This window comes from Streptomyces yongxingensis (genome assembly GCF_055597465.1).
The window spans coordinates 5145034-5161451 of record NZ_CM145717.1 but is presented as its reverse complement, the minus strand read 5'-3'; the positions used below and the strand labels follow the sequence as shown (position 1 = coordinate 5161451).

At 69.8% G+C, this 16418-nt stretch carries 16 protein-coding genes; 14 read left to right on the top strand and 2 right to left on the bottom strand.

Translation table 11 applies throughout. The features are described 5' to 3' along the window. Positions 1-39: 39 nt before the first annotated feature. Positions 40-732 carry a demethylmenaquinone methyltransferase gene (locus ACZ6TD_RS21975; RefSeq protein WP_471356548.1) on the top strand — a complete coding sequence of 231 codons (693 nt, stop codon included), beginning with the start codon at positions 40-42 and terminating at the stop codon, positions 730-732. 151 nt (positions 733-883) lie between these two features. Next, positions 884-2194 (top strand): geranylgeranyl reductase family protein, encoded by a 1311-nt coding sequence (locus ACZ6TD_RS21970; RefSeq protein WP_471356545.1) that lies wholly within the window; start codon positions 884-886, stop codon positions 2192-2194. A gap of 168 nt (positions 2195-2362) precedes the next feature. Here the strand turns inward: ACZ6TD_RS21970 and ACZ6TD_RS21965 are convergent, their stop codons facing one another. Further along, the gene (locus tag ACZ6TD_RS21965; protein ID WP_471356542.1) at positions 2363-3145 is read right to left on the bottom strand and encodes a VOC family protein; all 783 of its coding nucleotides are present in this window, start codon (positions 3143-3145) and stop codon (positions 2363-2365) included. Positions 3146-3413: 268 nt separating this feature from the next. Here ACZ6TD_RS21965 and ACZ6TD_RS21960 point away from each other — a divergent pair, with 268 nt between their 5' ends. Next, positions 3414-3833 carry a CBS domain-containing protein gene (locus ACZ6TD_RS21960; RefSeq protein WP_471356540.1) on the top strand — a complete coding sequence of 140 codons (420 nt, stop codon included), beginning with the start codon at positions 3414-3416 and terminating at the stop codon, positions 3831-3833. A gap of 138 nt (positions 3834-3971) precedes the next feature. On the opposite strand, the gene ACZ6TD_RS21955 is transcribed toward ACZ6TD_RS21960, so the two are convergent. Then, positions 3972-4787, bottom strand: a complete 816-nt coding sequence (locus tag ACZ6TD_RS21955) for a C40 family peptidase (protein WP_138914458.1) — start codon at positions 4785-4787, stop codon at positions 3972-3974. 712 nt (positions 4788-5499) lie between these two features. Here ACZ6TD_RS21955 and ACZ6TD_RS21950 point away from each other — a divergent pair. From ACZ6TD_RS21950 to nuoK, 11 genes are read left to right on the top strand one after another with little or no spacing between them, the layout of a single operon-like run. Beyond that, on the top strand, positions 5500-5859 hold the full coding sequence (locus tag ACZ6TD_RS21950; RefSeq protein ID WP_020869381.1) for an NADH-quinone oxidoreductase subunit A: 360 nt from the start codon (positions 5500-5502) through the stop codon (positions 5857-5859). 32 nt (positions 5860-5891) lie between these two features. Beyond that, positions 5892-6446, top strand: coding sequence for a NuoB/complex I 20 kDa subunit family protein (locus ACZ6TD_RS21945; protein WP_020869380.1), 555 nt, complete (start codon positions 5892-5894; stop codon positions 6444-6446). Beyond that, positions 6443-7198: an NADH-quinone oxidoreductase subunit C gene (locus ACZ6TD_RS21940; RefSeq protein WP_137979018.1), complete on the top strand. Its 756-nt coding sequence runs from the start codon at positions 6443-6445 to the stop codon at positions 7196-7198. The genes ACZ6TD_RS21945 and ACZ6TD_RS21940 overlap by 4 nt, the downstream gene beginning before the upstream one ends. Then, positions 7198-8532: an NADH-quinone oxidoreductase subunit D gene (locus tag ACZ6TD_RS21935; protein WP_471356535.1), complete on the top strand. Its 1335-nt coding sequence runs from the start codon at positions 7198-7200 to the stop codon at positions 8530-8532. Before ACZ6TD_RS21940 ends, ACZ6TD_RS21935 begins: the two co-directional genes overlap by 1 nt. A gap of 17 nt (positions 8533-8549) precedes the next feature. Further along, positions 8550-9359 carry an NADH-quinone oxidoreductase subunit NuoE gene (gene nuoE, locus ACZ6TD_RS21930; RefSeq protein WP_471357932.1) on the top strand — a complete coding sequence of 270 codons (810 nt, stop codon included), beginning with the start codon at positions 8550-8552 and terminating at the stop codon, positions 9357-9359. Continuing rightward, the gene (nuoF, locus tag ACZ6TD_RS21925) at positions 9359-10741 is read left to right on the top strand and encodes an NADH-quinone oxidoreductase subunit NuoF (RefSeq protein ID WP_471356533.1); all 1383 of its coding nucleotides are present in this window, start codon (positions 9359-9361) and stop codon (positions 10739-10741) included. The genes nuoE and nuoF overlap by 1 nt, the downstream gene beginning before the upstream one ends. After that, the gene (locus ACZ6TD_RS21920) at positions 10738-13227 is read left to right on the top strand and encodes an NADH-quinone oxidoreductase subunit G (protein ID WP_471356530.1); all 2490 of its coding nucleotides are present in this window, start codon (positions 10738-10740) and stop codon (positions 13225-13227) included. The genes nuoF and ACZ6TD_RS21920 overlap by 4 nt, the downstream gene beginning before the upstream one ends. Positions 13228-13253: 26 nt before the next feature. Then, entirely contained in the window at positions 13254-14579 is a 1326-nt protein-coding gene (gene nuoH / locus ACZ6TD_RS21915) for an NADH-quinone oxidoreductase subunit NuoH (RefSeq protein ID WP_471357928.1), read from the top strand. Further along, positions 14572-15186, top strand: a complete 615-nt coding sequence (gene nuoI, locus ACZ6TD_RS21910; RefSeq protein WP_471356528.1) for an NADH-quinone oxidoreductase subunit NuoI — start codon at positions 14572-14574, stop codon at positions 15184-15186. The genes nuoH and nuoI overlap by 8 nt, the downstream gene beginning before the upstream one ends. Then, positions 15183-16109: an NADH-quinone oxidoreductase subunit J gene (locus ACZ6TD_RS21905; protein WP_471356526.1), complete on the top strand. Its 927-nt coding sequence runs from the start codon at positions 15183-15185 to the stop codon at positions 16107-16109. Before nuoI ends, ACZ6TD_RS21905 begins: the two co-directional genes overlap by 4 nt. Further along, on the top strand, positions 16106-16405 hold the full coding sequence (nuoK, locus tag ACZ6TD_RS21900; protein WP_009715954.1) for an NADH-quinone oxidoreductase subunit NuoK: 300 nt from the start codon (positions 16106-16108) through the stop codon (positions 16403-16405). Before ACZ6TD_RS21905 ends, nuoK begins: the two co-directional genes overlap by 4 nt. Positions 16406-16418 lie beyond the last annotated feature (13 nt).

Sequence of the window (16418 nt, the reverse complement as noted above, 5' to 3'; positions counted from 1 at the left end):
GGGCGGGGGCGCGGGGCCCACGAGGTGAACAATGGGGGCGTGAGCCGAGCATCCCTGGACAAGCAGCCGCACGAAGTCGCCGCCATGTTCGACGACGTGGCGGCCAAATACGACCTCACCAACGATGTGCTGTCGCTCGGGCAGGCCCGGCAGTGGCGCAAGGCCGTCGCCCGGGCCGTGGACGCGCGCCCCGGTGAGCGGGTGCTCGACCTCGCCGCCGGTACGGGGACGTCCTCGCTGCCGTTCCGGGAGGCGGGCGCGTACGTGGTGCCGTGCGACTTCTCGCTCGGGATGCTCCGGGAGGGCAAGAAGCGCCATCCGGCGCTGCCGCTGACCGCGGGCGACGCGACCCGGCTGCCCTTCGCGGACGGGGTCTTCGACGCCGTCACCATCTCCTTCGGGCTGCGGAACGTCCAGGACACGCGGGGGGCACTGGGCGAGATGCTGCGGGTGACCCGGCCCGGCGGACGGATCGTCATCTGCGAGTTCAGCCACCCCACATGGCAGCCGTTCCGCACGGTCTACACCGAGTATCTGATGCGCGCGCTGCCGCCGATCGCGACGTCGGTCAGCAGCAACCCGGACGCGTACGTCTACCTCGCCGAGTCCATCCGCGCCTGGCCGGACCAGCCCGGTCTCGCCGCCCGGCTGCGGTCGGCGGGCTGGGAGCGCCCGGCCTGGCGCAACCTCACCGGCGGCGTGGTGGCCCTCCACCGGGCGTACAAGCCGTAAGGCGGCCGCACGGACCTTAAGGCGGCCATGGGCTGTCCAGGGCCGGGGGGACGGCCCTTCGCGAGTGCCGGAGTGTGGCCCCCCATAGACTGCACCTGTCCAGTGCCCGGCGCGACCGGCACGCCGTTACCGAGGCTTGGGGAGACCCCGCGTGAGCGAGACCGCACCCATCGAGAGCGCGTCCTCCGGGATCTCGGAGCGCAGCGCCGATGTGATCGTCGTCGGCGCCGGACCGGCCGGCTCCACCACCGCGTACTACCTCGCCAAGGCGGGGCTGGATGTGCTGCTGCTGGAGAAGACGGCCTTTCCGCGCGAGAAGGTGTGCGGTGACGGCCTGACCCCGCGCGCCACCAAGCAGCTCGTCTCCATGGGCATCGACATCTCCGAGGAGGCGGGCTGGCTGCGCAACCGGGGGCTGCGGATCCTCGCCGGCGGGGTGCGGCTGCAGCTCGACTGGCCGGAGCTGGCCGCGTACCCCGACTACGGCCTGGTCCGTAAGCGCGACGACTTCGACGAGCAGCTGGCGCGGCAGGCGCAGAAAGCCGGGGCCCGGCTGTACGAGCGCTGCAACGTGGGCGCCCCGATCATCGACGGGCGCACCGGCCGGATCACCGGGGTCGAGGCCAAGCTGGGCGAGGAGAAGACGCCCGTCACCTTCCACGCGCCGCTGGTGGTCGCCGCCGACGGCAACTCCACGCGGCTCTCGCTCGCCATGGGGCTGCACCGGCGCGAGGACCGTCCGATGGGCGTGGCCGTGCGGACGTACTTCACCTCGCCCCGCCATGACGACGACTACCTGGAGTCCTGGCTGGAGTTGTGGGACCGGCGCGGTGCGGAGGACCGGCTGCTGCCGGGCTACGGCTGGGTCTTCGGCATGGGCGACGGCACGAGCAATGTGGGCCTGGGCGTCCTCAACACCTCGTCCTCCTTCAAGGAGCTCGACTGGCGCGAGGTCCTCAAGGCGTGGTGCGCCTCGATGCCGGAGGAGTGGGGCTACACCCCGGAGAACATGACCGGCCCGATCCGCGGCGCCGCGCTCCCGATGGCCTTCAACCGGCAGCCGCATTACACCCGCGGGCTGCTGCTCGTCGGGGACGCGGGCGGCATGGTCAACCCGTTCAACGGGGAGGGCATCGCCTATGCGATGGAATCCGGGCAGATCGCCGCGGATGTGATCGTCCAGGCGCATGCCCGCGCCACCGCCTCGCAGCGCGAACTGGCCCTCCAGCGCTACCCGAAGGTCCTCAAGGACACCTACGGCGGCTACTACACGCTGGGCCGGGCGTTCGTGAAGCTGATCGGCAATCCGAAGGTCATGAAGCTGGCGGCGCAGCGCGGGCTGACGCATCCGATGCTGATGCGGTTCACGCTCAAGCTGCTGGCGAACCTGACGGATCCGACGGGCGGCGACGCCATGGACCGCATCATCAACGGCCTCACCAAGGTGACCCCGCGCGCCTGACGGCCCCGTAAGGGCCGAAGGGGCGCGGGCCTGTATCAACATGCGGCTCCGCCGCGGGGCGCGACCAGCCACGGGTTGCGCCCCGAAGGGGCGCGGGGAACTGCGCGATCAGCCACGGCGGCGCCGCAGTCGACCGACAACGCAATCGCGGCACTCCCAGCGGAGCGCTTACGCGCCCGGGCCGCCGCTCGCTATGACGCCGAACGGCGCCCGGCCCGCATCCGTCAGCCAGGCCATCCGGCCGATCCCCTCGGCCGACATGGCCGGCATCAGCACCGAACCGCCCAGGTCCTGCCCCCTGGCCACCACCATGTCGCAGTCCGTCACCTCGAAGTACGGCAGCCACTGCGGCGGTGTCGAATGCCCCTCCTGGAGCTGGGCGACGCCGCCAAAGGAGCCCTCCCGGCCGGCGCCGGACGTCATCAGCACCGTGTACGCCCCGCCGGGGAAGGACACCTCCTCGGTGTCCCAGCCGAAGATCTTGCGGTAGAAGGCGAGGTCCTTCGCGGGATCGGGGGAGTGCAGCTCGGTCCAGCACAGGGTGCCGGGGTCGGTGACCGCGTCCAGCCCCGCCGTCCTGCCCGGCTGCCAGACGGCGAAGCGGGCGCCGCCGGGATCGGTGAACTGGGCCATCCGCCCTTCCTCGAAGACGTCGAACGGAGCGAGCCGCACCGTGCCGCCCGCCTGCTCGACGGTCTTGGCGGTCGCCTCGGCGTCGGGGGTGTGGAAGTACGGCGTCCAGGCGGAGCGCGCGCCTTCCTCGGTGAGCGGCCCGACGGCCGCGACGGTCTTCCGGTCCAGGGTGAAGAAGCCGTACCCGCCCGCTTCGGGGCCTGCCGACTCGAAGCGCCAGCCCAGCAGGGAGCCGTAGAAGGCCACGGCCGCTTCGGGGTCGGGGGCGCCCAGATCGAGCCAGTTGGGGGCGCCGGGGACGTAATCGGTGGTGAGCATGGGGCGCTCCTTCGACGGTCGGGCGCGAAGGCGCAGGAGAGTTCTGCAGGAGAGTTCTGCCGGAGATTGCCTCGTTCTGTCCGGGACTGCCTCGTTACTCAGTCTGGCACCGGGCACCGACGGCCGCCGCCGGGCTCGACATGACGTCGCCGTGCGGCGGTGGTGACAATGAAGGCAGGGGCGCCGTGTGCGTCAGCCGCGGCGACGCCGGATCGATGGGGCCCACGGGGCCGGATCCACCGCCGGTGGGCCTGGCAGGAGGTACACCATGACGAAGGCAGCGGACATCATGCACCCGGGCGCGCAGTGGATACCGGAGAACGAGACGGTGCTGCGTGCCGCCCAGCTGATGCGGGAGCTGGGCGTGGGGGCCCTGCCGGTCAGCGACGCCAACGAGCGGCTGTGCGGCATCGTCACCGACCGCGACATCGTCGTCGGATGCATCGCGGAGAGCGCCGACCCTTCGGGGACGCCCGTCGGGGCGCTCACCAAGGGCACCCCGCGCTGGATTCCCGCGGACGCCGATGTCAGGGACGTCCTGCGGGAGATGGAGGAGCACAAGATCCGCAGGCTTCCGGTGATCGACCAGAACAAGCGGCTGGTCGGAATGATCTCCGAGGCGGATCTGGCCCATCACCTCAGTGACGACCTCCTCGGCGAGTTCGTGGAGAAGGTCTACGCGCAGTAGGGCCCGTCAGGGAAGGTCTGCGCGGCAGCAGGGCCCGTCAGGGAAGGTCTGTGCGCAAGAGGGACGTGAGGCCGCCGTCCACGGCGGGAACGGCGGCCTCAGGCTCTCACTCTCACCTTCACATGACCGGCGGGCGTCTTACAGGACGCGCACGGCCCCGGTGGGCATGTCGTAGTCCAGCGGGCGCTCGACGATCCCGGTGCTCGAGTTCTGGGCGCCGATGAACTTGCCGCCGCCGACGTAGACGCCGACGTGGTACGCGCTGCCGGCGCTGCCCCAGTAGAGCAGGTCGCCCGGCTGGAGGGAGTCCAGCGAGACCGGGGTGCCGGCGGTGGACTGGTCCTGCGAGACCCGCGGCAGGCTCACGCCGACCTGCTTGAAGGCGGCCTGGGTCAGCCCGGAGCAGTCGTAGGAGGACGGACCGCTGGAGCCGAGCACGTACGCCTTGCCCAGCTGCGCCTTCAGGAAGCTGATCAGCGTCGCGGCATTGCCGGAGGCGTTGCTGACGCTGGTGGTGGAGAGCGTGGTGCGCTCGGCGGAGCGCGACGCCTTCGCCGCCTGGGCCTTGGCCTCGGCCGCGCGCTTGGCGGCCGCCTTACGAGCCGCCTCCCGGGCTTCCTTCGCCTTGCGGTCGGCCTCTGCCTTGGCCTTCTTGGCGGCGATCTTCGCGTGGGCGGCCGCCTGGTCCTTCTGGGCCTGGAGCTCGTAGTCCGACGCCGCCTGCTGGGTGGCGTCGGCGGTCTGGGCGGCCGTGCTCGCCAGCGTGGCGCTGACGGTCGGCATCTCCAGGGTGGACTCGGCGGGAGCGGCGTTGTTCTCCGTGGCGGAGGCGGGCACGGCGGCACCGGCCACCGCGAGGGTGAGGAAGCCACCGGTCACCCCTGCGCGGAGCGCACGCGTCGACGCGGCACGGCGGGGCTTCCGGTGGCTGGGTATGTGTGCGACTGGGGACATAGGTCACTGGCTACCAGGGCCCTAAGGCCCAGATCAACAAAAGTGGGGTGCGCCACATTTGGCGTGCACACGTCCAAAATCCGGGCCAAATGATCTCCATGGCCCACTCAGTCGGCTTGCCCGAATTTCGCGATCATGTGTCTACGCACGGCATTTGACGGCCATGCGGCGGTGGCGCGGGACCTATCACCGATGCGGCCCGCGTACAAAGGGTTCCCGTGAAATCTAGATCCACAACCCGTCTGGGCGTGGGATACCTCACTCGCTCCGACCCGCTCGTGAACGCGTGCGCGAAGCGGTGATCGCGAGCGCGCCTGAATCCGTGATCAGTCGTCCCGGGACGAAGGTCACTCATGAGGATGGAAGGCGCATATCAGCTGACGCTGTCCAGAGCAAATTTGCATGTATGTACCATGTCTTGGTAAGGGCGCAACGCGCTCACCTGTGATGACGTCTCCGAATGTCACTTCTCGTGGTCGTTCGGATGCTTCGTGTACAAGATCACCGCTCATCCGACTTCATGATCCTTCGTCAGGTGGTGGAGATCACAAAGACGTTGTCGTACCCCGTGTCGCAGATCACAGACCGACGGGCATAGGATGCAGGCGAAACGGGCTTGTGAACTGCCTCACATGTGCGCGATCTTCGTGGGGCGGCGGCATGTCCGTGCGGTCCGCCAAGCAGTCATCGTCGACTGAAGGGAGCGAGGACGGTGAACGCATACGCGCCCATCCTCGTACTGGGAGCCCTCGGGGCAGGTTTTGCGATCTTCTCGGTTTTCATGGCCGCGATCATCGGCCCCAAGCGCTACAACCGGGCCAAGCTCGAAGCCTATGAGTGCGGCATCGAGCCGACTCCGCATCCGGCCGGCGGTGGGCGCTTCCCCATCAAGTACTACCTGACGGCGATGCTCTTCATCGTCTTCGACATCGAGATCGTCTTCCTCTACCCCTGGGCCGTCACCTTCGACGCGCTCGGCCTGTTCGGGCTCGTGGAGATGCTCCTCTTCGTGCTCACGGTCTTCGTCGCCTACGCCTACGTCTGGCGGCGCGGCGGCCTGGAGTGGGACTAAAGGGGCTCTAGAGGAGATAGGGGAAACATCGCATGGGTATCGAAGAGAAGCTCCCGAGTGGGTTCCTGCTCACCACCGTGGAACAGGCCGCCGGGCTGGCCCGTAAGTCCTCCGTCTTCCCGGCCACCTTCGGCCTGGCCTGTTGCGCCATCGAAATGATGACCACCGGCGCGGGGCGCTACGACCTCGCGCGCTTCGGCATGGAGGTCTTCCGCGGCTCGCCCCGCCAGGCCGATCTGATGATCGTCGCCGGGCGCGTCAGCCAGAAGATGGCCCCGGTGCTGCGCCAGGTCTACGACCAGATGCCGAACCCGAAGTGGGTCATCTCCATGGGCGTCTGCGCCTCGTCCGGAGGGATGTTCAACAACTACGCGATCGTGCAGGGCGTCGATCACATCGTCCCGGTCGACATCTATCTGCCCGGCTGTCCGCCGCGGCCCGAGATGCTCATGGACTCGATCCTCAAGCTGCACGAGAAGATCCGCGAGGAGAAGCTCGGCGTCAATCGCGAGCGTGCGGCCCGTGAGGCGGAGGAAGCGGCGCTGAAGGCGCTGCCGATGATCGAGATGAAGGGGCTGCTGCGTTGACTGAGGCTAATGGGGTCAACCCGGGGGCCAACGGGGTCAACCCGGACAAGGACCTGAACGCTGAGAACCTCCCCGGCCGCCGCGGCGACCAGGGCGAGCCCATCCGCGTCCAGCGCGGGATGTTCGGCGCCAACAACGGCGGCGACACCACCGGCTACGGCGGGCTGGTGCGCCCCGTACGGCTGCCCGGCCAGGCCACCCGGCCGTACGGGGGCTGGTTCGACGAGGTCGCCGACGAGCTCGAGGGCGCGCTCGAGGAGCAGTCGCTGCTCCCGGAGAACGCGATCGAGAAGACCGTCGTGGACCGCGGTGAGCTGACCTTCCACATCGCCCGGGAGCACCTCCCGCGGGTCGCCCGGACCCTGCGCGACGACCCGGCGCTCCGCTTCGAGCTGTGCACCGGCGTCAGCGGAGTCCACTTCCCCGGCGACAAGGGCCGTGAGCTGCACGCCGTCTACCACCTGCGGTCGATCACCCACAGCCGGATGATCCGGCTGGAGGTGAGCGCTCCCGACAGCGATCCGCACATCCCGTCGATCGTCGATGTCTATCCGACCAACGACTGGCATGAGCGCGAGACCTACGACTTCTTCGGCCTGATCTTCGACGGTCATCCCGCGCTGACGCGGATCATGATGCCCGACGACTGGCAGGGCTTCCCGCAACGCAAGGACTACCCGCTCGGCGGCATCCCCGTCGAGTACAAGGGCGCCCAGATCCCGGCTCCGGACCAGCGGAGGTCGTACAGCTGATGACTGCCCCCCACGCAACCGCTTCCGCGTCCGCGCGCGAGACCACCGAAGGCACCGTCTACACCGTCACCGGCGGCGACTGGGACGAGGTCGTGGCCGCCGCGGCGAAGGCCGACGACGAGCGGATCATCGTCAACATGGGTCCGCAGCACCCCTCCACCCATGGAGTGCTCCGGCTGATCCTGGAGATCGACGGTGAGACGGTCACCGAGGCCCGCTGCGGAATCGGTTATCTGCACACCGGAATCGAGAAGAACCTCGAATTCCGGAACTGGACGCAGGGCACCACCTTCGTGACGCGCATGGACTACCTGACGCCCTTCTACAACGAGGCGGCGTACTGCCTGGGCGTCGAGAAGCTGCTCGGCATCGAGGACCAGATCCCGGACCGCGCCTCGGTGATCCGGGTGCTGCTGATGGAGCTCAACCGGCTCTCCTCGCATCTGGTGGCCATCGCCACCGGCGGTATGGAGCTCGGCGCGACCACCATCATGATCTACGGCTTCCGGGACCGCGAGCTGATCCTGGACATCTTCGAGCTGATCACCGGCCTGCGGATGAACCACGCGTACATCCGGCCCGGCGGGCTCGCCCAGGACCTGCCGCCGGGGGCGGTCGACCAGATCCGGGCCCTCCTGAAGACGATGCGGAAGAACCTGCCCGAGTACGACAAGCTCGCCACCGGGAACCCGATCTTCAAGGCCCGGCTCCAGGACGTGGGCTACCTCGACCTCGCCGGCTGCATGGCGCTCGGCGTGACCGGCCCGATACTGCGGGCCACCGGGCTGCCGCACGATCTGCGCAAGTCCGATCCGTACTGCGGCTATGACACCTATGACTTCGAGGTGCCGACCGCCGACACCTGCGATGCCTACGGCCGCTTCCTGATCCGGCTGGAGGAGATGCGCCAGTCGCTGCGGATCGTCGAGCAGTGCCTGGAGCGGCTGGAGCCGGGCCCGGTGATGGTCGCGGACAAGAAGATCGCCTGGCCCGCGCAGCTCGCGCTCGGCCCGGACGGCCTCGGCAACTCCCCGGACCACATCAAGAACATCATGGGCACCTCCATGGAGGCCCTGATCCACCACTTCAAGCTGGTGACCGAGGGATTCCGGGTCCCGCCCGGACAGGCGTACACGGCGATCGAGTCGCCCAAGGGCGAACTGGGCGCCCATGTGGTCAGCGATGGCGGCACCCGCCCGTATCGCGTCCACTTCCGCGACCCGTCCTTCACCAATCTGCAGGCCGTGGCGGCGATGTGCGAGGGCGGCCAGGTCGCCGATGTGATCGTCGCTGTCGCGTCCATCGACCCCGTGATGGGAGGAGTGGACCGGTGACTGATGTCCAGCTCGGGATGCCGGAGCTGCCGGCCCCCGACTACCCGGCCGAGGTGCGCACCCGGCTCGAGGAGGACGCCCGGGAGGTGATCGCCCGCTACCCGGACAGCCGCAGCGCGCTGCTGCCGCTGCTGCACCTGGTGCAGTCCGAGGAGGGCCATGTCACCCGCACCGGCATGCGGTTCTGCGCCGAGATGCTGGGCCTCACCACCGCCGAGGTCACCGCGGTCGCCACCTTCTACACGATGTACCGGCGCAAGCCCTCCGGCGACTACCAGGTGGGGGTGTGCACCAACACCCTGTGCGCGGTGATGGGCGGCGACGCGATCTTCGAGGAGCTCCAGCGCCATCTGGGGGTGGGCAACGGGGAGACCACCGAGGACGGCAAGGTCACTCTGGAGCACATCGAGTGCAACGCGGCCTGCGACTACGCACCCGTGGTGATGGTCAACTGGGAGTTCTTCGACAACCAGACCGTCGAGTCCGCGAAGGCGCTGGTCGACGAGTTGCGGGCGGGCCGGACCGTCGAGCCGACCCGGGGCGCGCCGCTGTGCACGTACAAGGAGACCGCCCGCATCCTGGCCGGCTTCCCCGACGCCCGTCCGGGCGCCGTCGAGGCCGGTGGCTCCGCGGGGCCCGCCTCGCTGGTCGGGCTGCGGCTGGCCAAGGGGGAGGTGGCCCCCGGCCGGGTGGTCTCGCCGAGGTCCGCGGGCGCCCCGCAGGACGAGGCGCCGCCGACGCATCCCAGCTCGCATGACGCGCCGCAGCGGACCTCCGCCTCCGATCCGCACCACCCGGCCGGTCCGGTCGCCGAGGAGGGGGAGTGATGACCGTGACAACCGAGATCAATGGGCACAGCCCCGAGAAGCTGCTGGCACCCGTGCTCTCCGCGTTCTGGGACCAGCCGAACTCCTGGGCCCTGCGCACCTATCTGCGGCACGAGGGCTACGAGGGCATGCGCAAGGCCCTCGCGATGGACCCCGACGCGGTGATCGCGCTGGTGAAGGACGCGGGTCTGCGCGGCCGCGGCGGCGCCGGCTTCCCCACCGGAATGAAGTGGCAGTTCATTCCGCAGGGCGACGGCAAGCCGCACTATCTCGTCGTCAACGCCGATGAGTCGGAACCGGGCACCTGCAAGGACATCCCCCTTCTCTACGCCAATCCGCACTCCCTGATCGAGGGCATGATCATCGCCTGTCATGCCATCCGCTCCGAGCACGCCTTCATCTATCTGCGCGGCGAGGTCGTCCCCGTGCTGCGGCGGCTGCACGAGGCCGTGCGCGAGGCGTACGAGGCGGGCTACCTCGGCACCGCGGAACAGCGCCGGCGGAAGCTCGGGGTGGACGGACTGCCCGGTCTCGACATCACCGTGCACGCGGGCGCCGGCGCGTACATCTGTGGTGAGGAGACCGCGCTGCTGGACTCGCTGGAGGGCCGCCGCGGCCAGCCCCGGCTGCGGCCTCCCTTCCCCGCGGTCGCCGGTCTGTACGCGTGCCCCACTGTTGTCAACAACGTCGAATCCATCGCCTCGGTTCCCGCGATCCTCAACAAGGGCAAGGAATGGTTCCGTTCGATGGGCAGCGAGAAGTCCCCGGGCTTCACGCTCTACTCGCTGTCCGGCCATGTGGCCAACCCCGGACAGTACGAGGGCCCGCTCGGGATCACCCTGCGCCAGCTGCTCGAGATGAGCGGCGGGATGCGCCCCGGCCACCGGCTGAAGTTCTGGACCCCGGGCGGCTCGTCCACCCCGCTGCTCACCGATGAGCACCTCGACGTCCCGCTGGACTACGAGGGCGTGGGCGCGGCCGGGTCGATGCTGGGCACCAAGGCGCTCCAGTGCTTCGACGAGACCACCTGCGTGGTGCGGGCCGTGACCCGCTGGACCGAGTTCTACGCGCATGAGTCCTGCGGCAAGTGCACACCCTGCCGCGAGGGCACGTACTGGCTGGTCCAGCTGTTGCGCGACCTCGAGGCCGGCAAGGGCCGCATGGAGGACCTCGACAAGCTGGCGGACATCGCCGACAACATCAACGGCAAGTCCTTCTGCGCCCTCGGCGACGGCGCGGCCAGCCCCATCTTCTCCTCGCTGAAGTACTTCCGCGAGGAGTACGAGCAGCACATCACCGGCGGAGGCTGTCCGTTCGACCCGGCCAAGTCCACGGTGTGGGCCGACGAGCCGCGCTCCACTCACCTGGGGGTGAACGCATGACCGTGACCACCAACGCACCCTCGTCGGGCGGGGAGGCGGCGGTGCCGCGAGAAGATCTGGTCTCCGTCACCATCGACGGAATCGAGATCTCCGTCCCCAAGGGGACGCTGGTCATTCGCGCCGCCGAACTGCTCGGCATCGAGATCCCGCGGTTCTGCGACCATCCGCTCCTCGACCCGGCCGGCGCCTGCCGCCAGTGCATCGTCGAGGTGGAGGGCCAGCGCAAGCCGATGGCCTCCTGCACCATCACCTGCACCGACGGGATGGTGGTCAAGACGCAGCTCACCTCGCCGGTGGCCGAGAAGGCCCAGCGCGGGGTGATGGAGCTGCTGCTGATCAACCACCCGCTGGACTGTCCGGTCTGCGACAAGGGCGGTGAATGCCCGCTGCAGAACCAGGCGATGAGCGCCGGACAGGCCGACAGCCGGTTCGAGGGCCAGAAGCGGACGTTCGCCAAGCCGGTGCCGATCTCGGCCCAGGTGCTGCTGGACCGCGAGCGCTGTGTGCTGTGCGCGCGCTGCACCCGCTTCTCCAACCAGATCGCGGGCGACCCGATGATCGAGCTGCTGGAGCGGGGCGCGCTGCAGCAGGTGGGCACCGGCGAGGGCGACCCGTTCGAGTCGTACTTCTCCGGGAACACCATCCAGATCTGCCCGGTGGGCGCCCTGACCTCGGCGGCGTACCGCTTCCGCTCCCGCCCCTTCGACCTGGTCTCCTCGCCCAGTGTGTGCGAGCACTGCGCGGGCGGCTGCGCGACCCGCACCGACCACCGGCGCGGCAAGGTCATGCGGCGGCTGGCGGCGGACGACCCCGAGGTCAACGAGGAGTGGATCTGCGACAAGGGCCGCTTCGGCTTCCGCTACGCCCAGCTGCCGGAGCGGCTCACCACCCCGCTGGTGCGCGACCGGGAGACGGGGGAGCTGGAGCCGGCGAGCTGGCCCGAGGCGCTGGCCGCGGCGGCCGACGGGCTCAGCATGGCGCGCGGCCGCACCGGCGTGCTCACCGGCGGCCGGCTGACCGTCGAGGACGCCTACGCCTACGCGAAGTTCGCGCGGCTCGCCCTGGACACCAACGACATCGACTTCCGGGCCCGTCTCCACAGCGACGAGGAGGCCGACTTCCTGGCCACCCACATCGCGGGCCGGGGGCGTGACCTGGACGGCGGCGGACTCACCTACACCGCGCTGGAGAAGGCCCCGGCGGTGCTGCTGGTCGGCTTCGAGGCCGAGGAGGAGTCGCCCGGCGTCTTCCTGCGGCTGCGCAAGGCGCACCGCAAGCACGGACAGCGCACCTTCTCGATCGCCACCCACGCCACCAGGGGCCTCGAGAAGGCGGGCGGCACCCTGCTGCCGGCCGCCCCGGGCACCGAGACCGAGTGGCTGGACGCCATCGCGGGCCGCACCGGTCTGGACGCGGACGGCGAGCGGGCCGCCGAGGCGCTGCGCCAGGAGGGCGCGGTGATCATCGTCGGCGAGCGGCTGGCGTCCGTGGCGGGCGGGCTGACCGCCGCCGTGCGGGCCGCCGCCGCCACCGGGGCCACGCTCGCCTGGATCCCGCGCCGGGCGGGGGAGCGGGGCGCCATCGAGGCGGGGGCGCTGCCCGGGCTGCTGCCCGGCGGCCGCCCGGCCCATGACCCACGGGCCCGTGAGGAGGTCTCCTCCGTCTGGGGCACCATCGACCTGCCGCACCAGGTGGGCCGGGACACCGGCCAGATCATCGAGGCCGCGGCGGTCGGCGGGCTCGGCGCACTGCTGGTCGCGGGCGTCGAGGTCGCCGATCTGCCCGATCCGGCGCGGGCCCTGGAGGCCCTGGACGCGGTGGACTTCGTGGTCAGCCTGGAGCAGCGGCCCTCGGAGGTCACCGAGCGGGCCGATGTGGTGCTGCCGGTCGCGGCGGTCGTCGAGAAGTCCGGCACCTTCCTCACCTGGGAGGGCCGGGCCCGGCCGTTCGAGGCCGCGCTCAAGCCCGACCAGATGACCCGTCGCCACACCCTCCCGGACGCCCGGGTGCTGCACATGCTGGCCGATGCGCTGGACGCCCCCCTGGGCCTGCCGGACGTCGAGGCCGTACGCGCCGAGATGAGCCGGCTGGGCACCTGGCAGGGCCCGCGCGCCACCGCCTCGCTGGAGACGGGCGGTCCGCTGCCCCGGCCGGCCGAGGGCGAGGCGGTGCTCGCCGGCCATCGGCTGCTGCTCGACCAGGGCCGGCTCCAGGACGGCGATCCGGCGCTGGCCGGGACCCGCCACGCGGCCGTGGCCCGGCTGTCGGCGGCCACGGCGGCTGAGGCCGGGGTCGAGGACGGCCGGCTCGTCCGGGTCACCGGCCCGGCCGGCTCGGTCCAACTGCCGCTGAGCGTCACCGCGATGCCCGACCGGGTGGTCTGGCTGCCGCTGGCCTCCGTCGGCGGCGGTGTCCAGCGCGATCTGGGGGCCCGCCCCGGCGATGTCGTGACGATCACTGCCCCCGCGACGGAGGTGACCCAGTGAGGTATCTCGCCGCAGAGGACCTGTCGATGTTCGGCCGCGACCCGTGGTGGCTGATCGTGATCAAGGCCGTCTTCTGCTTCGCGTTCCTGATGGTGACGGTGCTCATCTCCATCGTCATGGAGCGCAAGGTGGTCGGCTGGATGCAGCTGCGCATCGGGCCCAACCGCCACGGCCCCTGGGGCATGCTGCAGTCCCTCGCGGACGGCGTGAAGCTGATGCTCAAGGAGGACGTGGTCGTCAAGGGCGCGGACAAGGTGGTCTACGTCCTGGCGCCGGTCGTCGCGGCCATCCCCGCCTTCATGGCGGTCGCGGTGATGCCGTTCGGCCCGTCCGGCGGCGAGGTCTCGGTCTTCGGGCACCGCACCGCGATGCAGTTGACCGATCTGCCGATCGCCGTCCTCTACATCCTCGCCACCGCCTCGGTCGGCATCTACGGCATCGTGCTGGCGGGCTGGTCCTCCGGATCGACGTATCCGCTCCTGGGGGGCTTGCGCTCCTGCGCCCAGATGATCAGCTACGAGATCGCGATGGGGCTCTCCTTCGCGGCGGTCTTCCTCTACTCCGGGTCGATGTCGACCTCGCAGATCGTCGAATCGCAGCAGGACCGCTGGTACGCGGTGCTGCTGCCGGTCTCGTTCCTCATCTACATCGTCTCGATGATCGGTGAGACCAACCGGGCGCCGTTCGACATGCCGGAGTCCGAGGGCGACCTGGTCGGCGGCTTCAACACCGAGTACTCCTCGATCAAGTTCGCGATGTTCATGCTCGCCGAGTACATCAACATGGTCACCGTCTCGATGGTCGCCGTCACCCTCTTCCTCGGCGGCTGGCGGGCGCCCTGGCCGATCAGCACCTTCTGGGAGGGCGCCAACCACGGCTGGTGGCCGATGCTGTGGTTCGTCGGCAAGGTCGTGACATCGCTGTTCGTCTTCATCTGGGTGCGCGGCACGCTTCCGCGTGTGCGCTACGACCAGTTCATGAAGCTGGGCTGGAAGGTGCTCATCCCGATCTCGATGGTCTGGCTGATGCTGGTCGCCACCGTCCGGGCGCTGCGCAACGAGAACTACGACTACCAGGACATCGTGCTCTACGTGGGCGGCGCGGTGATCGCGCTGCTGCTGCTGTCCTTCGTGGTCGACTTCTTCCGCGACCGCACGGCGCAGGCCGAGGCCGGAGCGGAACAGGGACCGGAGCCCGCCTTCGATCCGATGGCGGGAGGTTTCCCGGTGCCGCCGCTGCCCGGCCAGACCTTGCCGCCCGTCCCCCGCCGACGTCCGCGCACCGAGCGTGAGTTGATTGTCAGTGGTGGCCCCGACACTGTCAGTGACGGAAAGGAGGCCGACGGTGTCTGACTTCCAGAATCCGGTGGCCGGCTTCGGCGTGACCTTCAAGGCCATGTTCAAGAAGCGGCTCACCGAACAGTACCCAGAGGTGAAGAAGCCCACCGCGCCCCGCTTCCACGGACGCCACCAGCTCAACCGGCACCCGGACGGGCTGGAGAAGTGCATCGGCTGCGAGCTGTGCGCCTGGGCCTGCCCCGCCGACGCGATCTATGTGGAGGGCGCGGACAACACCGACGAGGAGCGCTACTCCCCGGGCGAGCGCTACGGCCGCGTCTACCAGATCAACTATCTGCGCTGCATCCTGTGCGGCCTGTGCGTCGAGGCGTGCCCCACCCGGGCGCTCACCATGACCAATGAGTACGAGCTCGCCGACCGCAGCCGCGAATCGCTCATCTACACCAAGGAGGAGCTGCTCGCGGGCCTCGAGGACGGGATGGTCGACTCTCCGCACGCCATCTACCCCGGCACCGACGAGCAGGACTACTACCGGGGCCTGGTGACCGAGGCCGCGCCGGGCACCACCCGGCAGGTCGCGGTCAGCAAGGGCGAGACCCTGTCCGACCAGGCCGCGGGGAACGAGGAATCGCAGGAGCGGCAGCGGGGGGTGCAGGCATGAGCGGCGGCGCTCTGGCCGCGGCGGCCTCCACCACCTCCACCGGTGAGGCCCTCCAGTTCTGGGTGCTCGGCACCGTCGCCGTGATCGGCGCGCTGTGCACGATCCTGATGCGCAAGGCCGTGCACAGCGCCCTGTGCCTGGCGGGCACCATGATCGTCCTGGCGGTCTTCTACCTCGCCAACGGCGCGTACTTCCTGGGCGTCGTCCAGATCGTCGTCTACACCGGCGCGATCATGATGCTCTTCCTCTTCGTGGTGATGCTGGTCGGTGTCACCGCCGCCGACTCCCTCAAGGAGACCCTGAAGGGGCAGCGCTGGCTCGCCGCCCTCTGCGGGCTCGGCTTCGGCATCCTGCTGTGCGCCGGGATCGGGAACGCCTCGCTGAAGACGTGGAACGGCCTGGGCCAGGCCAACTCCGGCGGCAATGTGGAGGGCCTGGCGGCCCTGGTCTTCACCAAGTACGTCTTCGCCTTCGAGATCACCGGCGCGCTGCTGATCACCGCGGCGGTCGGGGCGATGGTGCTGACCCACCGCGAGCGCACCGAGCGGGCCCGCACCCAGCGCGAGCAGTCCGAGGCGCGGGTGCGCACCGGTCGGAACGTGCCGCCGCTGCCGGCGCCCGGTGTGTACGCGCGGCACAACGCGGTGGACATCCCCGGTCTGCTGCCCGACGGCACCCCGTCCGACCTCACCGTCAACGCGACGCTGCGCGGCCGCGGTCAGATCCGGGACGTCTCCCGCGAGGCGCTGGCCGAGCTGGCGGCGCTGGAGCAGCGCTCGCAGCGCTGGCTGGGCCGGAAGGGCAACGGGACCGGCAAGCCGTCCGGAGGCGCCGGGAAGTCGGGCACGTCCGAGAACGGCGAGAACGGTGAAAACGGCGAGAACGCGGGCAGTGCGCCGAACCCGAGGGGAGTCGCCAAGTGAATCCGGTCAACTACCTCTACCTGGCCGCCCTGTTGTTCACCATTGGTGCGGCCGGCGTCGTCATCAGGCGGAACGCGATCGTCCTCTTCATGTGCGTCGAGCTGATGCTGAACGCGTGCAACCTGGCGTTCGTCACCTTCTCCCGGCTGCACGGCAATCTCGACGGCCAGATCATCGCCTTCTTCACGATGGTCGTGGCCGCGGCGGAGGTCGTGGTCGGTCTCGCGATCATCGTGACCGTCTTCCGCTCCCGCCACTCGGCCTCGGTCGACGACGCCAGCCTGATGAAGCTCTAGAAGGGGTCGCGTT

Coding starts and splice junctions, on each gene's coding strand:
- ACZ6TD_RS21965 (WP_471356542.1), bottom strand. CDS start 3,145: ATGCTCACCACCGATTACGTCCCCGGCGCCCCCAACTGGCTCGATCTG.
- ACZ6TD_RS21960 (WP_471356540.1), top strand. CDS start 3,414: ATGACGAAGGCAGCGGACATCATGCACCCGGGCGCGCAGTGGATACCG.
- ACZ6TD_RS21955 (WP_138914458.1), bottom strand. CDS start 4,787: ATGTCCCCAGTCGCACACATACCCAGCCACCGGAAGCCCCGCCGTGCC.
- ACZ6TD_RS21945 (WP_020869380.1), top strand. CDS start 5,892: ATGGGTATCGAAGAGAAGCTCCCGAGTGGGTTCCTGCTCACCACCGTG.
- ACZ6TD_RS21935 (WP_471356535.1), top strand. CDS start 7,198: ATGACTGCCCCCCACGCAACCGCTTCCGCGTCCGCGCGCGAGACCACC.
- nuoE (WP_471357932.1), top strand. CDS start 8,550: ATGCCGGAGCTGCCGGCCCCCGACTACCCGGCCGAGGTGCGCACCCGG.
- nuoF (WP_471356533.1), top strand. CDS start 9,359: ATGACCGTGACAACCGAGATCAATGGGCACAGCCCCGAGAAGCTGCTG.
- ACZ6TD_RS21920 (WP_471356530.1), top strand. CDS start 10,738: ATGACCGTGACCACCAACGCACCCTCGTCGGGCGGGGAGGCGGCGGTG.
- nuoH (WP_471357928.1), top strand. CDS start 13,254: ATGTTCGGCCGCGACCCGTGGTGGCTGATCGTGATCAAGGCCGTCTTC.
- ACZ6TD_RS21905 (WP_471356526.1), top strand. CDS start 15,183: ATGAGCGGCGGCGCTCTGGCCGCGGCGGCCTCCACCACCTCCACCGGT.